Here is a 21,360-nt window from a genome sequence, read left to right as displayed (position 1 = left end):
ACTTCCTATCTCTTGGTGATGTCACATACTACATAGCCCAGAGTATCCCGGAAATAATCCACGATCTCCGTCAGTGCAGACATTACGTCAGAAATCTCTCCTGTAATGATCAGTGTTCCGGTAAAACGGTCTGCAAAGCCAAGATATACATTTCCGCTCTTTACTGCAATATCAGATGCGATCACTGCTGATTCCGGAGGTGTCATATTCATAATTCCAATTGCAGAGGAACGATAGTCCAGCTGAGGGTTCAGACCCAATTTCTGATAGATGACAGGAGCCGGACCTCCCATTACATGTGCAAAAGTAATCTCCTTACCTGCTACTGTTTCCTGTACAATTCTTATCTGTTCGCCATGGTCATTTGCCATTTTAAATCTTCCTCACTTTCAAAGCATACTTTCACTTAGTACTCTAATCGTACTATTTTCCCCATTTTATGTCAAGTTAAAATCTACCAGTTTTGTGGTATTTTGTTACTTTTGGTTACCATTTATTGATGTTTGTTACTGTTTGCATGCTTCTATCCTGTGAGGTGTTTTGGAAAAAAATTTCCGGAGGCTCTTTCTCTGAGTCCTCCGGTTTTTCTTTGCTTATGTATTACAGCCCAACAGCTCCTGTCACATCACCATTGATCACATAATATGCTGCATTTTCTTCTGGTTTGATGTATATTTTAACATCCCTCAGATCTTTTTCTTTCTTGCCCATTTCTTCTGTCCAGATCTTCTTCACATTTTCCAGAACATCCTTTGCATAAACCTCTTTGCCAAGGAACTGTACATAAACTTCTGCGTTTACCTCTTTCTTTACAGTTCTTCTTGCTGCCGTTTTTTTCTCTGTTGCCGGCTTCTTTTCTGCTGCTGGTTTCTCAGTAGTTTTCTTTGCAGTTGTTCTGGTTTTTCTGACTGTAGTTTTTGCAGGAGCCTCTTTTACTTCGGTTGTCTGTACTGTAGATGTATCAGGTTCTGCTTTTTTTGCAGTTGTTTTTGGTGTCATATATATAGCCTCCTTACAAGGTAATCCAGCTGTGGACTCTGGAAATCCACAGCTTTCGATATCCTGTTACCGGAATAGAATACTACGTTTTCTGTTTTTTTGCAATAACTATATTCCCAGATTTTCCAAATCCTCCTGCATATATGCTTTTAACCGCTGTTTCAGAATTTCATTTTGTTCCAGACTCAGATTCTCATCCAGCTCCAGGATCTGCGCTGCCGTTTCACTGGCAGCCTTCAGAATATCCCCGTCCTGATAAATATCACCCAGTTTGAACTCCAGCAGACCACTCTGTCGGATCCCAAAGAAATCTCCCGGTCCCCTTAGCTTCAAATCTTCCTCTGCAATATAGAAACCATCATTGGATTTATTCAAAATTTCCAACCGTTTTGATGTTTCCTTTTCTTTATTTCCCTGCATAAAAATACAATAAGACTGATGTTCTCCTCTTCCCACACGGCCCCGAAGCTGATGAAGCTGTGCCAGACCAAAACGCTCCGCATTCTCCACCATCATTACGGTTGCATTAGGGACATTCACTCCTACCTCAATAACTGTGGTGGATACTAAAATCTGGATTTCTCCTGCAGCAAAGGACTCCATAATCTTATTCTTTTCCCTGGAATGCATTTTCCCATGAAGAAAAGCAATTTTAATATCAGAAGAGAAAATCTGCTGAAGCTTTGCTGTATAGTCCAGAACATTTTCCCCGTCCATTCCCTCACTTTCCTCCACCATTGGACAGATTACATATACCTGTCGTCCCTGGCGGATCTGCTGTTCCATAAAAGCATAGGCTTTGGGCCGGTAAGAAGTATCTACCACACAGTTTTTTACAGGCAGTCTCTGGGCAGGAAGCTCATCGATCACAGAAATATCCAGATCTCCGTAAATAATAATTGCCAGAGTTCTGGGAATGGGTGTCGCACTCATAACCAGTACATTGGGAGGATTTCCCATGGTTGTCAGAGCCTCTCTCTGTTTCACCCCGAATCTGTGCTGTTCATCTGTGATCACCAGTGCCAGCTGGTTATATTGGACCTTTTCCTGGATCAGAGCATGGGTTCCAATTACAATATTTGCCTCTTTGGATGCAATCTGTGCATATTTTTCCCTTTTCTCCCTGGCTGTGTCCGATCCGGTAAGAAGCAAAGGATGGCAGAAATCAATTCCCTGTTCCTTCAGAAGCTTTTCCATAGCCTGAAAATGCTGTCTGGCAAGTACCTCTGTCGGTGCCATCAGCACCGCCTGGTAGCCATTTTCCGCAGTCATGATCATAGCCAGAAAAGCCAGGATTGTTTTGCCACTTCCCACATCTCCCTGCACCAGCCTGGACATCAGCCCATGACCGCTCAGGTCTCTTTCAATCTCATGCCATACATTTTGCTGGGCTTTTGTCAAAGCATAAGGCAGATTTTCAATGATCTCCTCTGTAGTCCATACAGTATGCATGGGAAAAGTATTGACTGTACTCTCTGTTTTTTCTTTCAAAAGGCGCACTGCAAGAATAAACAGCAGAAACTCATCAAATACCAGCCTTCTCCTGGCCGCGATCAGCTCCTGCATATTTTTGGGGAAATGAATGGCAGACAATGCAAAATTGCAGTCTGCCAGATGATACCGTTCCCTGTACTCCTGGGAAAGATATTCCTGATGGAGATATCCGTCCTCCAAAGCCTGATGGAGCAGCTTCACAATGGTTTTATTGGACAGCCCTGATGTGAGGGCATAGATTGGCTGGAGACTGTGCAGAATCTCTTCGTAAGCTGCAGGGGTAAATATTTCCGGATGTTCCATCTGAAGCTTTCCCTGCTTGCGGGTAATCCTGCCCCTGAGAACAAATACACTTCCCTTTTTCAGAGTGGAACGTAAATAAGGCATATTAAACCAGGTAACAGGAAGCCTCCCTGTTTGATCTGCCACTGTGGTTGTTACCACCTGGAGATTACGTACCTTGTTAATATAGACACCCGTTGTAACGGTAGCTGTTATGGCAGCTACCGTAGATTCCTCCAGAGAACGAATCTCTGCCGGTGCTTCATAAATATCATAGGTACGGGGATAATAATGGATCAGGGAATCTGTGTCAATAATGCCCAGTCTGGCAAACAGGGCTTCCGTTTTCGGGCCTACACCTTTTAGTGTATGAAGTGGGGGCATCTGTTTATTCTACCGAAATCACGTAGTAATAAATAGGCTGGCCCCCTGCATTTACTTCTACGTCACAGTCAGGATAAAGCTCTTCCACTGCAGATGCAAGTTCTTCTGCCTCAGCCTGGTCAGTGTCCGCACCGTAGTAGATGCTGACTACTTCTGAGTCATCGTCCATCATAGCTGCAATGGTTTCCTTAGTTACCTCCAGTCTGTCCTTTCCAACTGCAAGGATTCCGGAATCGCCGATTCCCATAATGTCGCCTTCATGGATTTCCTTGTCATCAATACGTGTATCCCTGACAGCATAGGTGATCTGTCCGGTTTTTACCTGTGAAATCGCCTGGAGCATATTTTCAGTATTTTCAACGCTGTTTTTCTCCGGCACATAGCTGATCATTGCCGTGATTCCCTGAGGAATGGTTTTGGTAGGTACTACCACGATTTCCTTGTCTTCTGTCAGGTCACGGGCCTGGTTGGCTGCAAGAATAATATTTTTATTGTTTGGGAAGATGTAGATGGTCTTTGCATTTACTTTTGCAATGGCATTTAACATATCCTCTGTACTTGGGTTCATGGTCTGTCCACCCTCAATCAGGTAATCCACTCCCAGTTCCTTGAAGATTTCAGTCATTCCCTTTCCTACAGATACAGAGATAAAGCCTACCTCCTTAGGCGGCTGAGCTGCAATTGCTGCCTCCTCCTGCTTCTCCTGTTCTCTGGCCAGCTTCTGTGCATCTTTGATCAGCTTCTCCTGATGCTCCTCGCGCATATTATCAATCTTCATACGGGACAGTGCTCCAAAAGTAAGAGCCTTCTCAAAGGCAAGTCCCGGATGATTGGTGTGTACATGTACCTTTACAATCTCATCATCTGCCACCAGAACAATAGAGTCACCGATAGACATGAGGAATTTCTTGAATTCATGCTCTGTCTCCTCAGGCATTGGCTTATCCAGAAGAATAATGAACTCTGTACAGTAACCGAATTTAATATCCTTCTCTGTCTGTGCATCGATTTTGGTCACTGCAGGACCCTTGGAACCACTGAACTGTGTATAATCCACTTCTTTGCCCAGATAACCGTCATAAGCTCCGTGGAAAACTTCTACCAGTCCCTGTCCGCCCGAGTCAACAACTCCTGCTTCTTTGAGAACCGGAAGCATCTCCGGTGTTCTGGCAAGAGTCTCCTCTGCATGAGCGATCACTGCCTGGAAAAAAGTATCCAGATCCTCTGCAGTCTCAGCAAGCTCCACAGCCTTGGCTGCAGCTTCCTTTGCCACTGTAAGGATAGTTCCCTCTTTCGGCTTCATTACTGCTTTGTAGGCAGTTTCCACGCCTTTCTCCATAGCTGCTGCAATGGCTGCCGCATCCAGATTTTCACTTTTCCGTACACTTTTGGTGAAGCCACGGAGAAGCTGTGAAAGAATTACACCGGAATTTCCGCGCGCTCCTCTAAGGGAACCGGAAGAAATGGCTTTTGCAAGAGTTTCCATATCTATCTCACCCAGGGAGCCTACCTCTGCTGCAGCTGCCATAATTGTCATCGTCATATTTGTTCCTGTATCTCCGTCCGGTACCGGAAACACATTCAGTTCATTAATCCATTCTTTCTTCGCTTCCAGATTCTTGGCTCCTGCAAGAAACATTCTGGAAAGTACTCTGGCATCTATGGTTTTGTTATTCACCACAAGTTCCTCCTCTATCCTAATCAATTGCCCGTACACCTTCTACAAAAATGTCGATTTTTTCGATCTCCATTCCTGTAAAGGCCTCGACTTTATATTTTACATTGCTGACAAGATTGTCTGCAATTGTACTTATATTTACTCCATATGCTACAATTACATGGAAATTCAGGCGGATTTTATTGTCCTCTGTAATCTTAACACTAATACCATGTTTCAGGCTTTTTCTGCCTAAGAGCTTTACCAGTCCGTCCTTTACGCTGACTGCTGCCATACCCACGATACCAAAACACTCTACTGCCACACTTCCAGCATAGGTTGCAATTACATCTGTGTCAATTATGATCTGACCCAATCCGGAATCTATACGTCCATTCATATGGTTACCTCCAATGCTCTATATTGTTAGATAAAGGTATTATAACCTTTTTTTAGTGATTGCACAATGTTAAATTTCGTCTTCTCCCCTTTCATATAAAAGAATTTTTAGAATTTTCTTTTTTTTGCTTGCAAAAGAGTCATTCATCTGTTACAATGTAGACTGTTGAAAAAAAGCGTCAAGGAGGTGCTATCATGGCTAAATGTGCAATCTGTGAGAAAGCTGCTCATTTCGGAAACAATGTAAGTCATTCACATAGAAGATCCAATAAAATGTGGAAATCTAACGTCAAATCCGTTAAAATCAAAACTGCTGAAGGCGGAGCTAGAAAGACATATGTATGTACTTCTTGCTTAAGATCCGGTAAAGTAGAAAGAGCATAAATAACACCTGTACCCCTGTTCTGACAGGGGTATTTTTTTGTCTTTTTATGTGTTTGATTTAAGTCAAGCGGATATTCGCAATCCGCTTCGCTACTTGCTCATAACCGAATAACTGCTCCGCAGTTTATCAGAAGGAGCTTGCACTCCTCCTGATACAAGCAAGTCCCCACCCACTGCTTATTGCTTTTCGCAACCTCTGTAGGGGACTTACTTGATTCGGTTAAAAAGAAGGCTGCAGATTCCGCAGCCTTCTATAGTCTCTATAGTCCTTTGATTCTTCTGCAGTTTCCTGCATTTTTACTGACTCAGTGGCAGAACAGATGATATCCCAGGAGCAGAAAAGCTCCGGCTGTAACTACCAGAATCACATTCTCAGCAATAAGAAATCCTATCACCATCCCCAACCCAATAAAAAAAAACATAAAGCCAATCAGCTTTTCCACTTTTTCTCTGCCTTTTCATTGGTTTGGTATAGTTTATGCTTCTTCCCCTTTTCCTGATGCAAAACGATCTACAAAATCAGGAACCATATCCAGAATCTTGGTAAGTCCATCCTGATTTTTTACATTTACCAGCTTGGTAGTACCATTCTGAATGACCAGAACTGCACAGGGAGTCATCTTACCGGTCATTCCGCCGCCGCCATTGTCCTTCTTGTCACCGGAAAAAGCACCGGCACCTACGCCAAAAGCCACATCAACCAACGGAAGAATAATGGTATCACCAATATGAATCGGTTCCCCTACCACAGTTTTTGCAGCAATAAAGCTGTCCATACCTTTGAACAATGAGTTTACAGTTTCTTTGAAATTATTCTCGTTTGCCATTCTTATGCCCTCCTGGTTTTCCATCGTCTTATGACATATTTTATATTTTTATTAAAATAAATACTAACCGCTGCCCGTACAAACACAATTCCGTATATCCTGCCTTTTATTCTCACATTTCCCTGACAGTAATTTTCTCCGCTAAACAGGGGTCTGACCCTGACACAGTTTTTATGGAAAGGAATGGTCATTCCAAGCACTGCAAGGATGGCTCCTGTTATAGAGGGATCCTCTGTAGAAAAAGTAATCTCTCCATCCATCCCAGTTGGCAGCACATGGCGGATCAGAAATTTTGCATGTGTCCATACAAGAGAAATCCCCGCCTGCACCCTTGGGTGTTCCAGAAAATCTCTCCACCAGGTTACCTGCGCTCCCACTCTGCACAGCGCAGCCCGGATATGATGTATTCTGTCCCATATTCTCTTTCTCTTGCTCTGTATTCCTGACAGCAGTTTCCTGACAGGGCTTATCTTCTTTTCTTTTTTATCTGAGTCTGTCTTTTGTTGAGATTTTTCCGGTGCATCCTGTGGCTGACTATCCACCGGACTGCTGATCATTTTCTCAGATTTTGCATTCACCGGCTTTTCCGGAATTTCCTCTGATCCGGCATAATCTTTTACTTTTTTTCGCCTGTTCAAAATTTTGTCCACAGGAATTCCAAACAACCGGAATGAGGTCTGCAGATTTCCCTCTGCCCAGACAACCCTCAGCACAACTCCATGAAACAGCCAGCTGATCTGTCCCTCTCCTCTTATCTTTTTCCAGTCATCCTGTTCCTTGGTCCCGGATGCCCTGTACCTGACCGGACAAAAAAGAATCAGCAGAATTGCCAGCAGAAGCAGTCCCAACACAATTCCCAGCAGAATCAGTATAAACTTTAATATAAGCCATAAAATATGTAACATCTACTCACCTCTGCACATAGGTCTCCTGTACCAGACTGCGAACCATTTCCAAAGCCTCGTCCTTCCCCTTTGCCATGCCAATGATCTCCGGACAGATTCTGTAATAACTTTTCTGGAGAAGCATAGCTGCCGGAATGATCTCAAACAGATTGGATGGATTGTCAGACAGAGTAAGAAGATAAATTCCATGTACATACTTCCCGGCATCCAGTTTATTTTTTATTTTCTCAGGATCCTCAACACCCTCTCCTGTAAGATAGTCCTTCTTCCATTTCAGCATTCCATACCTGCCTCTCTCTTTTTCAGCATTCCCCTTTTTCATAATTTTAAACAGGGCTGTGTAAAAAACGCAGCCCGGTTTCCGTTAATAATACTTATGCTGTTTCCCCCAGAGTCCATTGCTCCTCATGTCCAGATATTCCTGATAGGCCTTCTCCACAATCTGCTTTTCATTGGAAAAGCGCAGCAGATGATAGATCTCATGGTACTTATAATATCCGGAATCCACAAAAAATTCCTCTCTCTGGGGCTTACTATGATAATTATCCGCAGTCATCAGGTACCAGTGTACCTCCTTTGTAACTACGTCCTCCGGAACGGTAAAGTTATATTGGCTCTTTCCGATATATTTTACAATAGACGCCCGCACTCCGGCTTCCTCCAGCACTTCCCTCAGCGCTGTCTGCTCATGTGTCTCCCCTGCTTCTACTGTTCCTTTCGGCAATACCCAGCCCTCATAACGGTTCCTGTAAGATTTATACAATGTAAGAATCTTACCCCGATGAATTACCACACCGCCACAGCTCGTTGCTTCTATCATAATGCAATCCCTCCTGTTTTGCGTGGTATTAAAAACTGGTTATAGTATACCCCTTTTTTGAGAATGCCGCAACTGTTAAAAACAGTGCAGAATAAATTTATTTCTGTCCCTTATGGTTCACTCACTGCTATCCATTATTCTAATCATAGTAATATGCATCAAAAAGCTGACCTGCAATAGGCACTGCTGACTCACTGCCGGTTCCTCCGTTTTCAACAATAATGGCAACTACCAGATCCGGATCATCTACATTGGAATAACCCACAAACCAGGAATGACTGGATCCGTTCTCATCAAATTCCGCTGAGCCAGTCTTGCCTGCTGCTGTATAACCCCTTCCATTCAGGGCAGAGGCAGTTCCTTCCTCTACTACCTTCTTCATCAGTTTTCCCATAAGATTGGCTTCATTTACGCTCATAAGTCTTTTATATTTTTCCGGTTCTGTGGTCTTTATTGTTTCACCGTCACTGTTTTTCACAGAATCAATGAGATATGGCTTCATCAGTTCCCCTCCATTGGCAATGGCACTTGTAAGCAATGCCATATGCATAGGTGAAACCAGAGTATTTCCCTGTCCGATGGCTGTCTGCATCACCTCAGCAACAGAGGATTTCCCATTCAGGCTAAAGGTGCTCTTTCTGTAGGAAGTAAGAGGAAGGTCTTTGTTAAACAAAAGATCCTCAGCAGTTGACCGCAGAGAACTGCCTCCCAGCATAGTTCCTATTTCTGCAAAAGCACTGTTGCAGGAATGGGCAAAGGCACTGTAAAAATCTTCCTGGCCATGTACTTCCCCGCCATAACACCTGATCGTATGTCCTTCCTTGGTAATACCGCCCTCACAGAGATAGGAAAAATCCTCCAGTGTACCCCTGGTGCGGAAATAATCCAGGGCAGTGACAATCTTAAAGACAGAACCCGGAGGATAAGCTCCGTTTGTGGCACGATTCAAAAGGCTGCTGTCATTCTGATCATTCACAAGAGCTTCCCAGTTCTGGGCGATAGTGCTGGGATCAAAATCCGGTTTGCTCACCTCTACCAGTATCTTACCTGTGGAAGGCTCTATGGCCACCACTGCTCCTCTTCTGTCCCCCAGCGCCTGATATGCTGTTGTCTGCAGATCTGCATTCAAAGTAGAGACTACCGTATCTCCCATATTTTTCTGACTTTTAAACTCATTTTTCATCTGATTCAGGAAAAACTCATGGGAAGTCAGAAGCAGAAAATTCGCCTCGGATTCCAGTCCGCTTTTTCCATTGGAATCATAACCTACCACATGAGAAAAAATATTTGCATAGGGATAAGTACGCTCCTCTGTGCCATCCTCATATACATTGGTCTGAGCCAGCACCTCTCCGTCTGATGATTCAATCTTGCCTCTGACAACACGGTCTGAAAAAGTATCCTGTCTGGTGTTATAGGGGCTATTGATAAAATCCTCGCTTTTTACCTTGTCAAAATAAACCAGATAACCGATCAGACTGACAAAAATCAGCACAAAAAAGCAGGATACAAAAGTATATTCCCTGTTGCGGGATCTTCTTTTTTTAGAAATTTCCTGAGCCTTGCGCTTCTGCTGTTTTTCCAGCTCTCTGCGCCGCTTCCTTTCTTCGTTGTCTCTCAATCTCTTCGTCCTCGTCTTCTCTCAAAATATAAAGTCCCTGAATAATTGCCAGCATTAATACTGTACTTGCCACAGAGCTTCCTCCATAGCTTACCAGCGGAAGGGTCACACCTGTCATAGGAATAAACTTGGTGGCACCGCCAATGGTCAAAAACACCTGAAATGCATACTCAGTGCCAAGTCCCAGGGCGATCAGCTTATAAAAAGGCTTCTTGATCTTCAATGCAATATTTACGATCATCAGGAAGAAACTCATACACACCAGAATCAGACAGATTCCAAAAATTCCTCCCAGTTCCTCGCAGATTGCACTGAAAATAAAGTCATTCTTAACTACAGGGATCTTCTCCGGGGATCCCTGGCACAGTCCCATTCCGAACCAGCCTCCTGTACCAATAGCAAACAAGGACTGCACGATCTGGTATCCCTCATTCTGATAAACTGCCATGGGATCCTTCCATGCACTCACTCTCTGGCGTACATGACCAAACAGATGATAGGCAATTACAGACCCTGCCGCACCTCCGCCAAGCCCCAGGGCCAGATAACCCACATTTTTGGCAGCCACATAAACCATTACCAGATATGCTGCAAAAAAGATCACTGCACTTCCCAGGTCACGGGAAAGGACCAGAATTCCTACATGAAGTCCTGCCACGATCGTAGCCTGGACTACCGTTCTGAAATCTGCCCCTCTGCGAAGCAAAGCAGCCATAAAAAATACAAATGTGATCTTGATGGCCTCTGAAGGCTGGATTCCCATCAGAGACAGCTTGGCTCCATAGCTGGTACGGGCAAGGACCAGAACTGCCCCCAGCAGAAGGATTCCCACACCTGCATACAGCCAGGTAAGATCTTTCAGAAATTTCATTTTGCGGATCAGCACAGGAACCGCAAGGGCAACTAAATTCACTGCCGCAACGATAATCAGCTGCCGGGTGGCCGTAGCCACATCCAGTCTGCACAATATGATAAATCCCACACTCAGCAGCATACACATATTATTCAGCAGCAAAATGGATGCCTTTTTGTACAGCAGTCTGTACAGGATCTGGATTCCGGCAAAAAATGCCATCATCTCTGCATAAAAGGTTACAACCTGAAATTTCCCGGTTTTCAGATAAATAACCAGAAATGCCGTAAAGTCCATAAAGAAGATGAGCATCAGCTGCTGACGCAATGACTCATTTCTCTCTTCCTCACTTTGCTGCTTCACCATATAGAAACAGTGAAAGGTATAGACCACCATCAAAGTGAGGATCACATATTTGGATAATTCCACAATCACATTAACCATGCATTACTCGGCTCCTCTTTTAAAATGTCCCTTTGTATACTCTCTCTGAGGGGGATCTGCCTCATTCTGATATACATTCACAAATTCATCCAGAATCCGTACTGCCTCATTCTGATCTTCAATGGTAAAAGAAAGGCGCAGTGCTGCAGGTCCAAGCTTTCTTACCTGCTCTCTTTCTCTCAGAAGTCCATAGGGAATACTATTGTAAATGATATTATAGCAAGGTGTCTTATCCCCTGTATTTTCCATTTTCCATGGATCACAGAAACAGGCTGCAGTGAATTTCTTATCATATCTGTCCTTTAATTCTGCCTTTCCCTCACTATGATCACATCTGTAAACATTTTTGCGGACACACTGTGCAGACATCATCAAAGGCAGATATCCATATACCAGCATCTCACTGTGGCTGTTATTTCTGTGCCGAATTTCCCCTTCATTTAGCTCCAGGGGAATGGTATCCTTAAGAACCTTCTGTTCTTCCCAGAAGGCAACTGCCTCATTGTTCCAGGTATACATGCTGTGATCCAGAACACATTTTTCAGCCAGCCCTGCCTTCTGCAATATGGCAAAGGCCTCCAGATTCCGCACCAGAAATCCTGTCATTCCCTGACCCAGCCATTCTCTGGCCTGCTGCAGATATCCCTCCGGAAGTTCTCCCCGTATAATATGGGGCAAAGCCAGATACATTTCCAATCCTCTGTCCGTGCCAGCCTTCAGACACTGCTTCATAGCAGAGAACGGAAGATACATTCCTCTGATCCCCTCTCTTTTATATAACGCAAGAGCTGTCTCAATGTCTTCACAGGAAACATAAATTGGAAGCTTTTTCCGTACAGATTTCTTTGCTGACGAAGGGGCAAGGGAAGCAGAAACCGGTTCCTGTCTTCTGTATTTCTGCAGAATTTCCTCCTCCATTGCAGCCAGGGCCTGTCTGCGCAGCTGGTTCAAAAGCTTCATTGGCACGAAAACACTGTCATCCATCTGGATTTCCAGGCTTTCCCACTCATAGGGAGTATTTCCCAGTTTCTCCATCTGTATCCCCACACGTTCTCTGGTAAGAGGCTGATTCTGTGCATACTGTACCTCTCCCAGGGCAGCTGTCCCATGGACATCCCCACAGGATACATCCAGAATGGCAGCGCTTCCGGGATAAAGGATCAGACTGCCCCTGATTTTCTCTTTTTTCTGCACAGGAGAGCAGGTTACATTTCCGGTTTTCTTCTCATTGGTAAAAGCCATCATATCAGGGCCATTCTGCATCTGATAATATCCTGTACAGGAACCTCCGCGGTTAAACAGGTCCAGAAGATACTGCCTGTCCCTCTCTTCCACCTTATAACTGTCCGGTCCCTTTTCAAAAAGCAGATCCAGGTATTTCCGGTATACCTTTGTCACTCCGGCCGTATATCCGGGCTGCTTCATCCTTCCCTCGATCTTCAGAGAACTTACTCCTGCCTCCAGGATCTCCGGCAGAATCTCAATAGTGGAAATATCTTTAAGACTGAGAGGGCAAAGGTCCCCTTTGTTTTTCGTTTTCCTGGGGACATCCTTCTTATCCGGCAATAACACCTCATAAGGCAGTCTGCATGGCTGGGCACATTTACCCCTGTTTCCGCTTCTGCCGCCAAGCACACTGCTCATAAGGCACTGTCCGGAATAGCTGTAACACAATGCCCCGTGAATAAAAGCTTCTATTTCAATAGGGCTTGTCCTGTGCATCCTGCGGATTTCCTCCAAAGATAACTCCCTGGCAGTTACTACTCTGGATGCGCCCTGTTCTTCCAGAAATTTCATTCCTTCCGGACCGGTTACTGTCATCTGGGTACTGGCATGAAGAGGAAGCCCCGGAAACATTTTGCGGACAGCTGCAAAAACTCCCATATCCTGTACGATCACTGCGTCCAGTCCCTCCCTGTAATAGGGCAGAAGATAGTCATACAGCTGATCTGTAAGCTCTCTGTTTTTTAACAGCGTATTCACTGTCAGATATAATTTTTTGCCATGGATATGTGCTGTATCAATAGCTCTGAGCAGTTCTTCCTCACTAAAATTCTTCGCATAGGCTCTGGCTCCAAAGGCTGCGCCGCCTACATATACCGCATCTGCCCCTGCCCCCAGTGCTGCTTCAAAGCCTTCGTAGGAGCCGGCAGGTGCCAGAAGTTCTATCTCTTCTCTTTTCAAATTAATTCCTCTCTTTATTTATAAGCTGTCAGAATCCACAGATTTTTATACATAAAGGGGAAATCACCGAAGCAATCCCCCCTTATTATTTCCGGTCTGCTATTTCAGCAGCTCATCGATCTGTTTTTCCAGTTCTTTATTCTTGCCTTCCAGAAGACTTTTCTGTTCCAGTGCTTCCTTCTCTGCCTTCTGCGCCTCTTCGATCTGCATACGCAGAGCAATGAGCTCATGCTTCAGATCATACATCTCCTGGTCCTTCTGCTGAAGATCCTGTTCAAAAATCTCTGCCTGCTTTTTTGCCTTAAAATAATCATCTGTAATATTCAGGCTGATCAGAGTATGCTTTGTCTCCATGGGCTGTCTGCCGTAGCCCGGAAGAGCACTTAATTCATCGATTTTTTTATTAATATAGGATGCTACCTTCTGGAAATATTCTTCCGATTCGTAACCTCCCAGCGTAATAATCTTACCCCCTATGATTACCTTTGCTGTATTTTTGACTGCCATCCTATAGCCTCCTGTATCTTAATCACTGCCGTTTCACTGACGCAGCAGCACTATCTTTCGTCATGTCAAGCGGATATTCGCAATCCGCTTCGCTACTTGCTCATAACCGACATACAAGCCGATATCAAATTTATTATACTCGAAAGCAGCTCAAATGTATAGAAATTTTTAAAAAAGTTTTAAGAAGCCCCAGGAATTCCTTATTCCTTATCCGGAACAGCATATCCCAGGTGCTCATAAGCCAGCCCGGAGGCCATTCTTCCCCTGGGAGTACGATTGAGGAATCCGTTCTGCAGCAGATAGGGTTCATACACATCCTCCAGAGTTCCGGAATCCTCCCCAATGGCTGCTGCCAGTGTTTCCAGGCCCACCGGTCCTCCCTGAAAATTTACGATAAGAGTCTGCAGGATCCTGCGGTCTATCTTGTCCAGCCCATACTGATCCACTTCCAGCAGATCCAGGGCAAAGCAGGCCACATCATAAGTAATCCTGCCATCGTATTTCACCTGCGCAAAATCCCTGACCCTTTTTAACAGACGATTGGCAAGTCTGGGAGTTCCCCTGGAGCGCTTGGCGATCTCCGCCGCTCCCCTGGCATCAATCTCTACTCCCAGCACCTGGGCAGAACGGATAATGATCGTCTGCAGTTCCTTCTGATTATAGAATTCCAGATGATGCATCACTCCAAAACGATCTCTGAGAGGAGCTGACAAAAGTCCGGCCCTGGTAGTTGCTCCTACAAGGGTAAACTTTGGCAGATCCAGGCGGATAGACCTGGCTGAGGCACCTTTTCCGATCATAATATCAATGGCAAAATCCTCCATAGCCGGGTACAGTACCTCCTCCACCTGACGGTTCAGGCGGTGGATCTCATCTACAAAGAGAATATCTCCCTCCTGCAGATTATTCAGAATCGCAGCCATCTCTCCCGGCTTCTCAATAGCCGGACCGGAGGTTACCTTCATATGGACGCCCATTTCATTGGCAATAATTCCGGATAATGTAGTCTTTCCAAGTCCCGGAGGGCCATAAAAAAGCACATGATCCAGTGCATCATGCCTCTGTTTTGCTGCTTCAATATAAATTTTCAATGTATTTTTGGTCTTCTCCTGACCAATATATTCATCCAGCGTCTGAGGTCTCAGATTTCCCTCAAGGGCAAAATCCTCCTCTATAACGTCTGTTGTAATTACTCGCTTCTCCATTCACGAAACCTCTGTTTTATTTTTAAAGCATATTTTTCAAAGCGGCCTTCAGCAATCCCTCCACATCATCCGGAGACACCTCTGTCACCTTACGCACTGCCCGGAGCGCATCTGTACTGCTATATCCCAGGGCAACCAGAGCCGCTACAGCCTCCTGTCTTCCATCTGAAGCATCACCGGAAGCTGCTGCTTTCTCCTGCTCATGGGCAAGCTTTAACTCAAACGCATCTTCAAGCTTTAATTTATCCTTTAATTCAAGAATCAACTTCTGGGCCGTTTTCTTACCGATCCCCGGAGCCTTTGACAGGGTTTTCACATCATCTGAAAGAACTGCAAAGCGAAGTTCATCTGCAGTAATCCCGGATAAAACTCCCATAGCAGCCTTTGGGCCAACCCCATTTACTCCCAGCAGGAGCTTAAACATCTGCAGGTCATCCTTTTTGAGGAATCCATACAGCTGCATGGCATCCTCTCTTACCTGAAAATAGGTATGGATCTTTACTTCCTCTCCCATGTGAAGCTGGGAAAGGCCTTCGCCAGTCATATAGATTTCGTATCCAATGCCGCCGGTCTCAACGATCACTGAATTTTCCGTCATATCTGTAGCAATTCCACGGACAAATGCAATCATGATAGCCCCTCCTGTTTCATTTCCCTGAGAATCTGGCTGATCTTGGATACAAACAGATCAAAGGCAATATCATTCTTGCCACTGTTGATCACCACATCCGCTTTTGCACGGGTAGGCTCCACATAAAGATAATGCATTGGCTTCACGGTGGTAAGATACTGATTAATAATTCCCTTCATATCTCTTCCCCGCTCTTCCACATCTCTAGAAATCCTCCTGAGAATACGCTCATCTGCATCAGCCTCCACATAGACCTTAATGTCCAGAAGCTCTCTCACTCTTGGATCTGCCAGCAGAAGGATTCCCTCTACCAGGATCACAGGTTTGGGATCGATCCTTAATACCTGGGAAGAACGAGTGTGCTTTGTAAAATCATACACCGGGCATTCAATAGATTCTCCTGCCTTCAGCTTTTTCAGATGCTCTACCATCAGATCTGTTTCCAGGGCATCCGGATGGTCATAATTCACTGTCACCCTCTGTTCAAAAGGAATCCCATCCTGACTGCGGTAATAATTGTCATGATAAAGCACCACCACATCGTCCCCAAAATATTTCTTGATCCTGTTAGTAAAGGTAGATTTTCCTGAACCGGATCCTCCGGCAACTCCGATTACAATACTTTTCATTATGTATCACGCCCTTCCTTTTTCTGTGCTTTATCATAGCATAAAACCTCATTCCCGTAAAGTCAGGATTCCGCAAAAAAAGGAGCCTTGCCCCTTTTGGACAATGGCTCCTTTAAATTTACTGAATAATGTGTCTTGGACAGGCTTCTTTACATGCCCCGCAATTTGTGCACTTGCTGTAGTCAATATGTGCGCAGAAATTATCCACTGTAATTGCCCCATTAGGACAGGTCTTCTCGCATTTCTTACATCCAATACATCCAACCTCACAGGCTGATGTAACTGCCTTGCCTTTTGCATGAGAGCTGCACTGTACGAATGTAGTCTGGTCATAGGGCACAAGCTCGATCAGATGCTTCGGACACTTGGCAACACATTTGCCACAGGCCTTACATGCCTCTTTATCCACCACAGCCACACCATTCACTACCTCAATGGCACCGAAGGGACAGGCTTTTACGCAGCTTCCAAAACCAAGGCATCCATAAGTACAGGACTTGGCACCGCCACCGGGAATGAAAGCCATCATTTCGCAGTCTTCCACACCTGTGTATTCATAGTTGTCTTTTGTCTTCTCACAGGTACCCGCACACTTCACATAGGCCACCTGACGGGCAGTCTCCACGATTTCCTGTCCCATGATCCCTGCGATCACCTTTCCCACAGGCTCCCCGCCTACAGGACATCCGTTTACAGGTGCCTCACCTTTGGCGATTGCTGCTGCCAGACCATCACAGCCAGGATAACCACAGCCACCGCAGTTATTACCGGGAAGTGCTTCGCGGACTGCAACTTCCTTCTCATCTACTTCTACTGCAAATTTGTTACCAGCCACCCCGAGGAAAATACCAATAAAAAGACCTACTGCAGCAACCAGTACAGTTGCCGCCATAATTGCTCCTATATTCATAACATTTCCCTCCTTAAATCAGTCCTGAAAATCCGAAGAAGGCAATTGCCATCAGTCCGGCTGTCAGCAAAACTGTAGGGAACCCCTGGAAGGATTTTGGAATGTCATTGTATGCGATTTTCTCACGGATACCAGCCATCAGCACGATGGAAATAGTAAAGCCCACTGCTGTTGCAAATCCGTTCACTGTTCCCTGAAGAACATTATACTCCTTCTGCACGTTTGTAAGGGCAACACCGAGAACTGCACAGTTTGTTGTGATCAGCGGAAGATACACACCAAGTGCCTGATACAGGGAAGGCATTGTCTTCTTAAGGAACATCTCTACAAACTGTACCAGTGCCGCGATCAGCAGGATGAATACGATAGTCTGCAGATAAGTCAGGTTCGTAGGAACCAGGATAGCATTGTAAATAATACCTGTCACAAAAGATGACAGTGTAATAACGAAGATGATCGCACCGCCCATACCGGCTGCTGTCTCCACACTCTTGGAAACACCAAGGAAAGGACAGAGGCCAAGGAACTGGCTGAGGACTACGTTATTTACAATTGCTGAGCTTACAAGTATGATCAAAAGTTCTTTCATAATCCATTACCCCCTTTTTCCCTTACACATGGTATTACCGCAGGCTGCACAGCTTCCGCCGCAATCAGGATTGCTGGGGTCAATGCCACGTTTGGCTGCACCGATTTTGAATTTGTTCTGTAATGCAGAAAGCGCTGCCAGAACAAAGAATGCTCCGGGTGCCAGGATAAAGATTGTGATCGGTTCATAACCGGCCTTACCTGCTGCAGCATCTGCCAGAGGAAGGATCTGATGTCCGAACAGGGAACCTGCGCCGATCAGCTCACGTACTGCACCGATACAGGTGATACTTAAGGTAAACCCAAGGCCCATACCAATACCGTCAAACAGAGAGGCAATAGGTTTATTCTTGGATGCATATGCTTCTGCACGTCCAAGGATAATACAGTTAACTACGATCAGAGGAATATAGATTCCAAGGGAGTCATACAGGCTTGGGATAAATCCCTGTAAAAGGAGCTGTACAACTGTTACAAAGGAAGCAACAACTACGATAAATGCAGGCATACGCACTCTGTCCGGAATAAAGTTTCTCAGAAGAGAGATCATTAAGTTGGATGCCGCAAGGATCACTGTTGTAGTAAGTCCCATTCCGATACCATTGGTTGCAGATGTGGTGATAGCCAGTGTAGGACACATACCAAGCATCAGTACAAAGGTAGGATTTTCTTTGATGATTCCGTTATATAAACGTTCAGCAGGTGTGTTTGGTTTCATCACTGATTTCCCCCTTTCTCATACTGGAATGCACATAATCCGGCATTGACACCGTTTGTCATGGCATTCGTTGTAATAGTGGCACCACTTAACGCATCGATCTGATTGTCTGCTGTGGCACCGGTCTTTGTATATTCAAATTTGTCTACTTTCTTATCTTTGAACTGATCCTTAAATGCATCTGTGTTTGCTCTCATACCAAGACCTGCGGTCTCACCGATGGAAAGAATGGAAATTCCATTTAAGGTACCGTCATCCTGGATACCCATTGCAAACTGGATATCTCCGCCGTAACCCTCGGAAGTGGTTACTGTAAATGCATATCCCAGTTCATTGCCTGAAGCATCTTTGGCAAGCATAGTTTCATCTATGGACTGTGCCGCATATCCGTTCTCATCCAGATAAGACTGCAGGGCATCCGCATCCACATCCACTGTCTCAAAGCTGTCCGCATCTGCAAATACTGCCTTATACGCATCCTGTTTCGCCTGTGCTTCCTGCTTTGCAATAGGATCTGCTGTAATATCCTGGACTACACCAAGGGCAAGTCCTGCCACAAGTGTGATCACTGTAATGGCTATGGTGTCTTTGATAATTCTGTTACTCATGCCTTTTTGCCCCCTTTCCCAAATGCCGGGTGACCAGTCACACGTTCAATCATCGGAACTAACAGGTTGCAGAAAATAATCGCATAGGATACGCCCTCTGCAGAACCGCCAAAGAGACGGAAAATCGCAGTCAGTACACCAAGACAGACACCGTATACGTACTGTCCTCTTGGTGTGATCGGTGTTGTGACATAATCTGTAGCCATAAACCATGCACCAAGCATAAGACCACCGCCGAAGATGTGGCTGAACAGATAGTTCACGTCAAATCCCTTGCCTGTTCCAAGCATGTAAAGGATTACAAATACTGCGAAACTTCCAATATAGGTAAGCGGGATCTTCAGATCAATCACCTTGAAAACCAGAAGGATTGCAGCTCCGATGAGGATCGCAAGGGCAGAAGTTTCACCGATAGTACCCTGGATATCACCGATAAACATATGTAATACAGATACAGAACTGTCTGTAAATCCATTCTGTTTCAGAGCTGCCAGAGGAGTTGCACCGGATACAGTATCTACCACACCTCTGAAGCTGTCGCTTACTGCGAAATCTGTCATCTTTCCTGCGAAAGAGATCATCAGGAAACATCTTCCTGCAAGTGCCGGGTTCATGAAGTTCTGTCCCAAACCACCGAAAAGCTGTTTTACAACGATAATCGCAAATGCACTGCCAAGTACAGGCATCCAGAGCGGAATTGATGCAGGCATATTTAATGCAAGCAGCAAACCTGTAACAACTGCACTGAAGTCTGTAATTGTGTTCTTCTTATGCATCAGCTTGTCATAGATCCACTCAAAGAATACACTGGAAGCAACGGTGATCACTACTACCAGTAAGGCACGAAGGCCAAAATTATAAATTCCAAACAGTGTGGTCGGCAGAAGTGCCAGTGCCACAAGCTGCATGATTTTGCTTGTTGTCATCTTATCCCGGACATGGGGATTGGATGATACATGTAACATCTGATCCATTATGATGTCCCCCTTTTACTTTTTCTTACGGCTTGCCAGAACCATCTTACGCATAGATTTGATCATCTGGGTCAGCGGACGCTTGGCTGGACAGATATAACTGCAGCAGCCACATTCGCAGCATTCCATACCGTCAAATTTCTGGAAGCTCTCCATGTCACCATGCTCTGCAAAGGTTGCAAGTCTTGCAGGAATGACATGGCCGGGACAGACTCCTACACATCTGCCGCAGTTAATACATGCAGTCTGTTGGGCATCTGCCACATCATCCTTCTCCAGACAGAGACATGAGGAACTGGTCTTGATACATGGTACATGAGTGTCATACATGGCAAATCCCATCATAGGACCACCTGAGATTACTTTGGATACATTATCTGTCAGTCCACCGGCAGCTTCAATCAGTTCTGCCATATTTGTTCCGGAAAGAACATCAAAGTTCTGCGGATTCTTAATCCCCTGTCCTGTTACTGTTACGATACGGTCCATAACAGGTTTTCCAAGGATAACGGCTTCATAAACAGCAATTACAGTATCTACGTTATCAACTACGCATCCTGCATCTGCCGGAAGCATGGCAGAGTTAATCTCTCTGTCTGTGACAGCCTTGATCAGGAAACGTTCACCACCCTGTGGGTACTTGGTCATCAGCTCTGCTACTTCAATACGTGGAATATCTTTCACCATTTCTTTCAGCTTGGCAATACAGTCAGGCTTGTTATCCTCAATACAGATATATCCCTTCGCATTGTCAAAAAGCTTCAGCATAACTCTTAAGCCTTCGATCAGCTTCTCAGAGTCATCCAGCATTCTTCTGTAGTCGCTGGTAAGATAAGGCTCACACTCGGCACCGTTTACAAGAATATGATCGATCTTCTCCGGTTCCTTTGGCGCAAGCTTAACCTGTGTGGGGAATCCGGCACCGCCCATTCCCACAACTCCGCCTTCTTTAATTCTCGCCAGAATTTCCTCTTTCGAAAGATCTTCCAGTCGTGCAGGAATAAATTCCACACTTTCATACTGCTGGTCATTTTCAATGATAATGGAATTGACCATGGAACCCGTTGCTGTCAGTCTGGGTTCAATTCCCTTAACTGTACCGGAAACAGATGCATGGATCGGTGATGACACAAAGCCTGCAGCGTCCGCAATCTTCTGGCCTGCGAGCACATGGTCTCCTTTCTGAACTACAGGCGCGGCCGGCGCACCGATATGCTGTGAAAGAGGATATACCATATCTCCCTTAGGCAGATATTTCACTACCGGACTGTTCTTGGATAATTCTTTTCCGTCATAAGGATGAACACCACCCTTAAAGGTTAAAATTCCCATTTTAT

24 protein-coding genes are annotated in these 21,360 nt (G+C 45.1%); 1 reads left to right on the top strand and 23 read right to left on the bottom strand.

Features of this window, described 5'->3' with window-relative positions; all coding sequences use genetic code 11:
• Positions 1-5: 5 nt before the first annotated feature.
• The 5 genes from ACTNC6_RS11480 to ACTNC6_RS11460 all read right to left on the bottom strand — a co-directional run bounded on the left by ACTNC6_RS11480 (position 6) and on the right by ACTNC6_RS11460 (position 5,216).
• Positions 6-371, bottom strand: coding sequence for a BMC domain-containing protein (locus ACTNC6_RS11480; protein WP_019161501.1), 366 nt, complete (start codon positions 369-371; stop codon positions 6-8).
• A gap of 229 nt (positions 372-600) precedes the next feature.
• Positions 601-999 (bottom strand): DUF6465 family protein, encoded by a 399-nt coding sequence (locus ACTNC6_RS11475; RefSeq protein WP_441044153.1) that lies wholly within the window; start codon positions 997-999, stop codon positions 601-603.
• A gap of 108 nt (positions 1,000-1,107) precedes the next feature.
• Positions 1,108-3,159, bottom strand: a complete 2,052-nt coding sequence (gene recG / locus ACTNC6_RS11470; protein ID WP_441044152.1) for an ATP-dependent DNA helicase RecG — start codon at positions 3,157-3,159, stop codon at positions 1,108-1,110.
• A gap of 4 nt (positions 3,160-3,163) precedes the next feature.
• Positions 3,164-4,837, bottom strand: a complete 1,674-nt coding sequence (locus ACTNC6_RS11465) for a DAK2 domain-containing protein (RefSeq protein WP_441044195.1) — start codon at positions 4,835-4,837, stop codon at positions 3,164-3,166.
• Positions 4,838-4,856: 19 nt separating this feature from the next.
• Positions 4,857-5,216 (bottom strand): Asp23/Gls24 family envelope stress response protein, encoded by a 360-nt coding sequence (locus ACTNC6_RS11460; RefSeq protein WP_019161497.1) that lies wholly within the window; start codon positions 5,214-5,216, stop codon positions 4,857-4,859.
• A gap of 194 nt (positions 5,217-5,410) precedes the next feature.
• Here ACTNC6_RS11460 and rpmB point away from each other — a divergent pair, with 194 nt between their 5' ends.
• Positions 5,411-5,599, top strand: a complete 189-nt coding sequence (gene rpmB, locus ACTNC6_RS11455; protein WP_019161496.1) for a 50S ribosomal protein L28 — start codon at positions 5,411-5,413, stop codon at positions 5,597-5,599.
• Positions 5,600-5,904: 305 nt separating this feature from the next.
• On the opposite strand, the gene ACTNC6_RS11450 is transcribed toward rpmB, so the two are convergent.
• The 18 genes from ACTNC6_RS11450 to rsxC all read right to left on the bottom strand — a co-directional run bounded on the left by ACTNC6_RS11450 (position 5,905) and on the right by rsxC (position 21,355).
• Positions 5,905-6,042: a hypothetical protein gene (locus tag ACTNC6_RS11450; RefSeq protein ID WP_441044151.1), complete on the bottom strand. Its 138-nt coding sequence runs from the start codon at positions 6,040-6,042 to the stop codon at positions 5,905-5,907.
• Positions 6,043-6,075: 33 nt separating this feature from the next.
• On the bottom strand, positions 6,076-6,426 hold the full coding sequence (locus ACTNC6_RS11445; protein ID WP_019161494.1) for a GerW family sporulation protein: 351 nt from the start codon (positions 6,424-6,426) through the stop codon (positions 6,076-6,078).
• 2 nt (positions 6,427-6,428) lie between these two features.
• Positions 6,429-7,331: a DUF2953 domain-containing protein gene (locus ACTNC6_RS11440; protein WP_441044150.1), complete on the bottom strand. Its 903-nt coding sequence runs from the start codon at positions 7,329-7,331 to the stop codon at positions 6,429-6,431.
• A gap of 4 nt (positions 7,332-7,335) precedes the next feature.
• Positions 7,336-7,611, bottom strand: coding sequence for a hypothetical protein (locus ACTNC6_RS11435; protein WP_441036065.1), 276 nt, complete (start codon positions 7,609-7,611; stop codon positions 7,336-7,338).
• An 84-nt stretch (positions 7,612-7,695) separates the two neighbouring features.
• Positions 7,696-8,151 carry an NUDIX hydrolase gene (locus ACTNC6_RS11430; RefSeq protein ID WP_019161492.1) on the bottom strand — a complete coding sequence of 152 codons (456 nt, stop codon included), beginning with the start codon at positions 8,149-8,151 and terminating at the stop codon, positions 7,696-7,698.
• Between the two features lie 139 nt (positions 8,152-8,290).
• Complete coding sequence (locus ACTNC6_RS11425) at positions 8,291-9,772, bottom strand: peptidoglycan D,D-transpeptidase FtsI family protein (protein WP_173742540.1); 1,482 nt, start codon at positions 9,770-9,772, stop codon at positions 8,291-8,293.
• Positions 9,696-11,069, bottom strand: a complete 1,374-nt coding sequence (locus tag ACTNC6_RS11420; RefSeq protein ID WP_441044149.1) for an FtsW/RodA/SpoVE family cell cycle protein — start codon at positions 11,067-11,069, stop codon at positions 9,696-9,698. Before ACTNC6_RS11420 ends, ACTNC6_RS11425 begins: the two co-directional genes overlap by 77 nt.
• Before the next feature lie 3 nt (positions 11,070-11,072).
• Entirely contained in the window at positions 11,073-13,253 is a 2,181-nt protein-coding gene (locus tag ACTNC6_RS11415) for a peptidase U32 family protein (RefSeq protein WP_441044148.1), read from the bottom strand.
• Between the two features lie 99 nt (positions 13,254-13,352).
• Positions 13,353-13,760: a cell division protein ZapA gene (locus ACTNC6_RS11410; RefSeq protein ID WP_019161489.1), complete on the bottom strand. Its 408-nt coding sequence runs from the start codon at positions 13,758-13,760 to the stop codon at positions 13,353-13,355.
• Positions 13,761-13,960: 200 nt separating this feature from the next.
• Complete coding sequence (ruvB, locus tag ACTNC6_RS11405; RefSeq protein WP_019161488.1) at positions 13,961-14,965, bottom strand: Holliday junction branch migration DNA helicase RuvB; 1,005 nt, start codon at positions 14,963-14,965, stop codon at positions 13,961-13,963.
• A gap of 22 nt (positions 14,966-14,987) precedes the next feature.
• Positions 14,988-15,596, bottom strand: a complete 609-nt coding sequence (ruvA, locus tag ACTNC6_RS11400; protein ID WP_173742544.1) for a Holliday junction branch migration protein RuvA — start codon at positions 15,594-15,596, stop codon at positions 14,988-14,990.
• Positions 15,593-16,225 carry a uridine kinase gene (udk, locus tag ACTNC6_RS11395; protein WP_441036074.1) on the bottom strand — a complete coding sequence of 211 codons (633 nt, stop codon included), beginning with the start codon at positions 16,223-16,225 and terminating at the stop codon, positions 15,593-15,595. Before udk ends, ruvA begins: the two co-directional genes overlap by 4 nt.
• A 118-nt stretch (positions 16,226-16,343) precedes the next feature.
• Positions 16,344-17,135, bottom strand: coding sequence for an RnfABCDGE type electron transport complex subunit B (locus ACTNC6_RS11390; RefSeq protein ID WP_173742546.1), 792 nt, complete (start codon positions 17,133-17,135; stop codon positions 16,344-16,346).
• 13 nt (positions 17,136-17,148) lie between these two features.
• Complete coding sequence (rsxA, locus tag ACTNC6_RS11385) at positions 17,149-17,724, bottom strand: electron transport complex subunit RsxA (RefSeq protein WP_008704334.1); 576 nt, start codon at positions 17,722-17,724, stop codon at positions 17,149-17,151.
• A 6-nt stretch (positions 17,725-17,730) separates the two neighbouring features.
• Positions 17,731-18,441, bottom strand: coding sequence for an electron transport complex subunit RsxE (rsxE, locus tag ACTNC6_RS11380; protein ID WP_019161483.1), 711 nt, complete (start codon positions 18,439-18,441; stop codon positions 17,731-17,733).
• The gene (locus ACTNC6_RS11375; protein WP_441044147.1) at positions 18,441-19,049 is read right to left on the bottom strand and encodes an RnfABCDGE type electron transport complex subunit G; all 609 of its coding nucleotides are present in this window, start codon (positions 19,047-19,049) and stop codon (positions 18,441-18,443) included. Before ACTNC6_RS11375 ends, rsxE begins: the two co-directional genes overlap by 1 nt.
• Positions 19,046-20,023 carry an RnfABCDGE type electron transport complex subunit D gene (locus tag ACTNC6_RS11370; protein WP_441044146.1) on the bottom strand — a complete coding sequence of 326 codons (978 nt, stop codon included), beginning with the start codon at positions 20,021-20,023 and terminating at the stop codon, positions 19,046-19,048. Before ACTNC6_RS11370 ends, ACTNC6_RS11375 begins: the two co-directional genes overlap by 4 nt.
• A 15-nt stretch (positions 20,024-20,038) precedes the next feature.
• Positions 20,039-21,355, bottom strand: a complete 1,317-nt coding sequence (gene rsxC / locus ACTNC6_RS11365; RefSeq protein WP_441044145.1) for an electron transport complex subunit RsxC — start codon at positions 21,353-21,355, stop codon at positions 20,039-20,041.
• Positions 21,356-21,360: the final 5 nt, after the last annotated feature.

The organism is Blautia sp. HCP3S3_C4, assembly GCF_052064095.1.
In the GTDB taxonomy this organism is placed as follows: domain Bacteria; phylum Bacillota; class Clostridia; order Lachnospirales; family Lachnospiraceae; genus Blautia_A.
Note: the sequence above shows the minus strand (reverse complement) of the source record. Positions and strands in the feature narration are given on the sequence as shown.

Coding starts and splice junctions, on each gene's coding strand:
- ACTNC6_RS11480 (WP_019161501.1), bottom strand. CDS start 371: ATGGCAAATGACCATGGCGAACAGATAAGAATTGTACAGGAAACAGTA.
- ACTNC6_RS11475 (WP_441044153.1), bottom strand. CDS start 999: ATGACACCAAAAACAACTGCAAAAAAAGCAGAACCTGATACATCTACA.
- recG (WP_441044152.1), bottom strand. CDS start 3,159: ATGCCCCCACTTCATACACTAAAAGGTGTAGGCCCGAAAACGGAAGCC.
- ACTNC6_RS11460 (WP_019161497.1), bottom strand. CDS start 5,216: ATGAATGGACGTATAGATTCCGGATTGGGTCAGATCATAATTGACACA.
- rpmB (WP_019161496.1), top strand. CDS start 5,411: ATGGCTAAATGTGCAATCTGTGAGAAAGCTGCTCATTTCGGAAACAAT.
- ACTNC6_RS11445 (WP_019161494.1), bottom strand. CDS start 6,426: ATGGCAAACGAGAATAATTTCAAAGAAACTGTAAACTCATTGTTCAAA.
- ACTNC6_RS11440 (WP_441044150.1), bottom strand. CDS start 7,331: ATGTTACATATTTTATGGCTTATATTAAAGTTTATACTGATTCTGCTG.
- ACTNC6_RS11435 (WP_441036065.1), bottom strand. CDS start 7,611: ATGCTGAAATGGAAGAAGGACTATCTTACAGGAGAGGGTGTTGAGGAT.
- ACTNC6_RS11430 (WP_019161492.1), bottom strand. CDS start 8,151: ATGATAGAAGCAACGAGCTGTGGCGGTGTGGTAATTCATCGGGGTAAG.
- ACTNC6_RS11420 (WP_441044149.1), bottom strand. CDS start 11,069: ATGGTTAATGTGATTGTGGAATTATCCAAATATGTGATCCTCACTTTG.
- ACTNC6_RS11410 (WP_019161489.1), bottom strand. CDS start 13,760: ATGGCAGTCAAAAATACAGCAAAGGTAATCATAGGGGGTAAGATTATT.
- ruvB (WP_019161488.1), bottom strand. CDS start 14,965: ATGGAGAAGCGAGTAATTACAACAGACGTTATAGAGGAGGATTTTGCC.
- ruvA (WP_173742544.1), bottom strand. CDS start 15,596: ATGATTGCATTTGTCCGTGGAATTGCTACAGATATGACGGAAAATTCA.
- udk (WP_441036074.1), bottom strand. CDS start 16,225: ATGAAAAGTATTGTAATCGGAGTTGCCGGAGGATCCGGTTCAGGAAAA.
- ACTNC6_RS11390 (WP_173742546.1), bottom strand. CDS start 17,135: ATGAATATAGGAGCAATTATGGCGGCAACTGTACTGGTTGCTGCAGTA.
- rsxA (WP_008704334.1), bottom strand. CDS start 17,724: ATGAAAGAACTTTTGATCATACTTGTAAGCTCAGCAATTGTAAATAAC.
- rsxE (WP_019161483.1), bottom strand. CDS start 18,441: ATGAAACCAAACACACCTGCTGAACGTTTATATAACGGAATCATCAAA.
- ACTNC6_RS11375 (WP_441044147.1), bottom strand. CDS start 19,049: ATGAGTAACAGAATTATCAAAGACACCATAGCCATTACAGTGATCACA.
- ACTNC6_RS11370 (WP_441044146.1), bottom strand. CDS start 20,023: ATGGATCAGATGTTACATGTATCATCCAATCCCCATGTCCGGGATAAG.
- rsxC (WP_441044145.1), bottom strand. CDS start 21,355: ATGGGAATTTTAACCTTTAAGGGTGGTGTTCATCCTTATGACGGAAAA.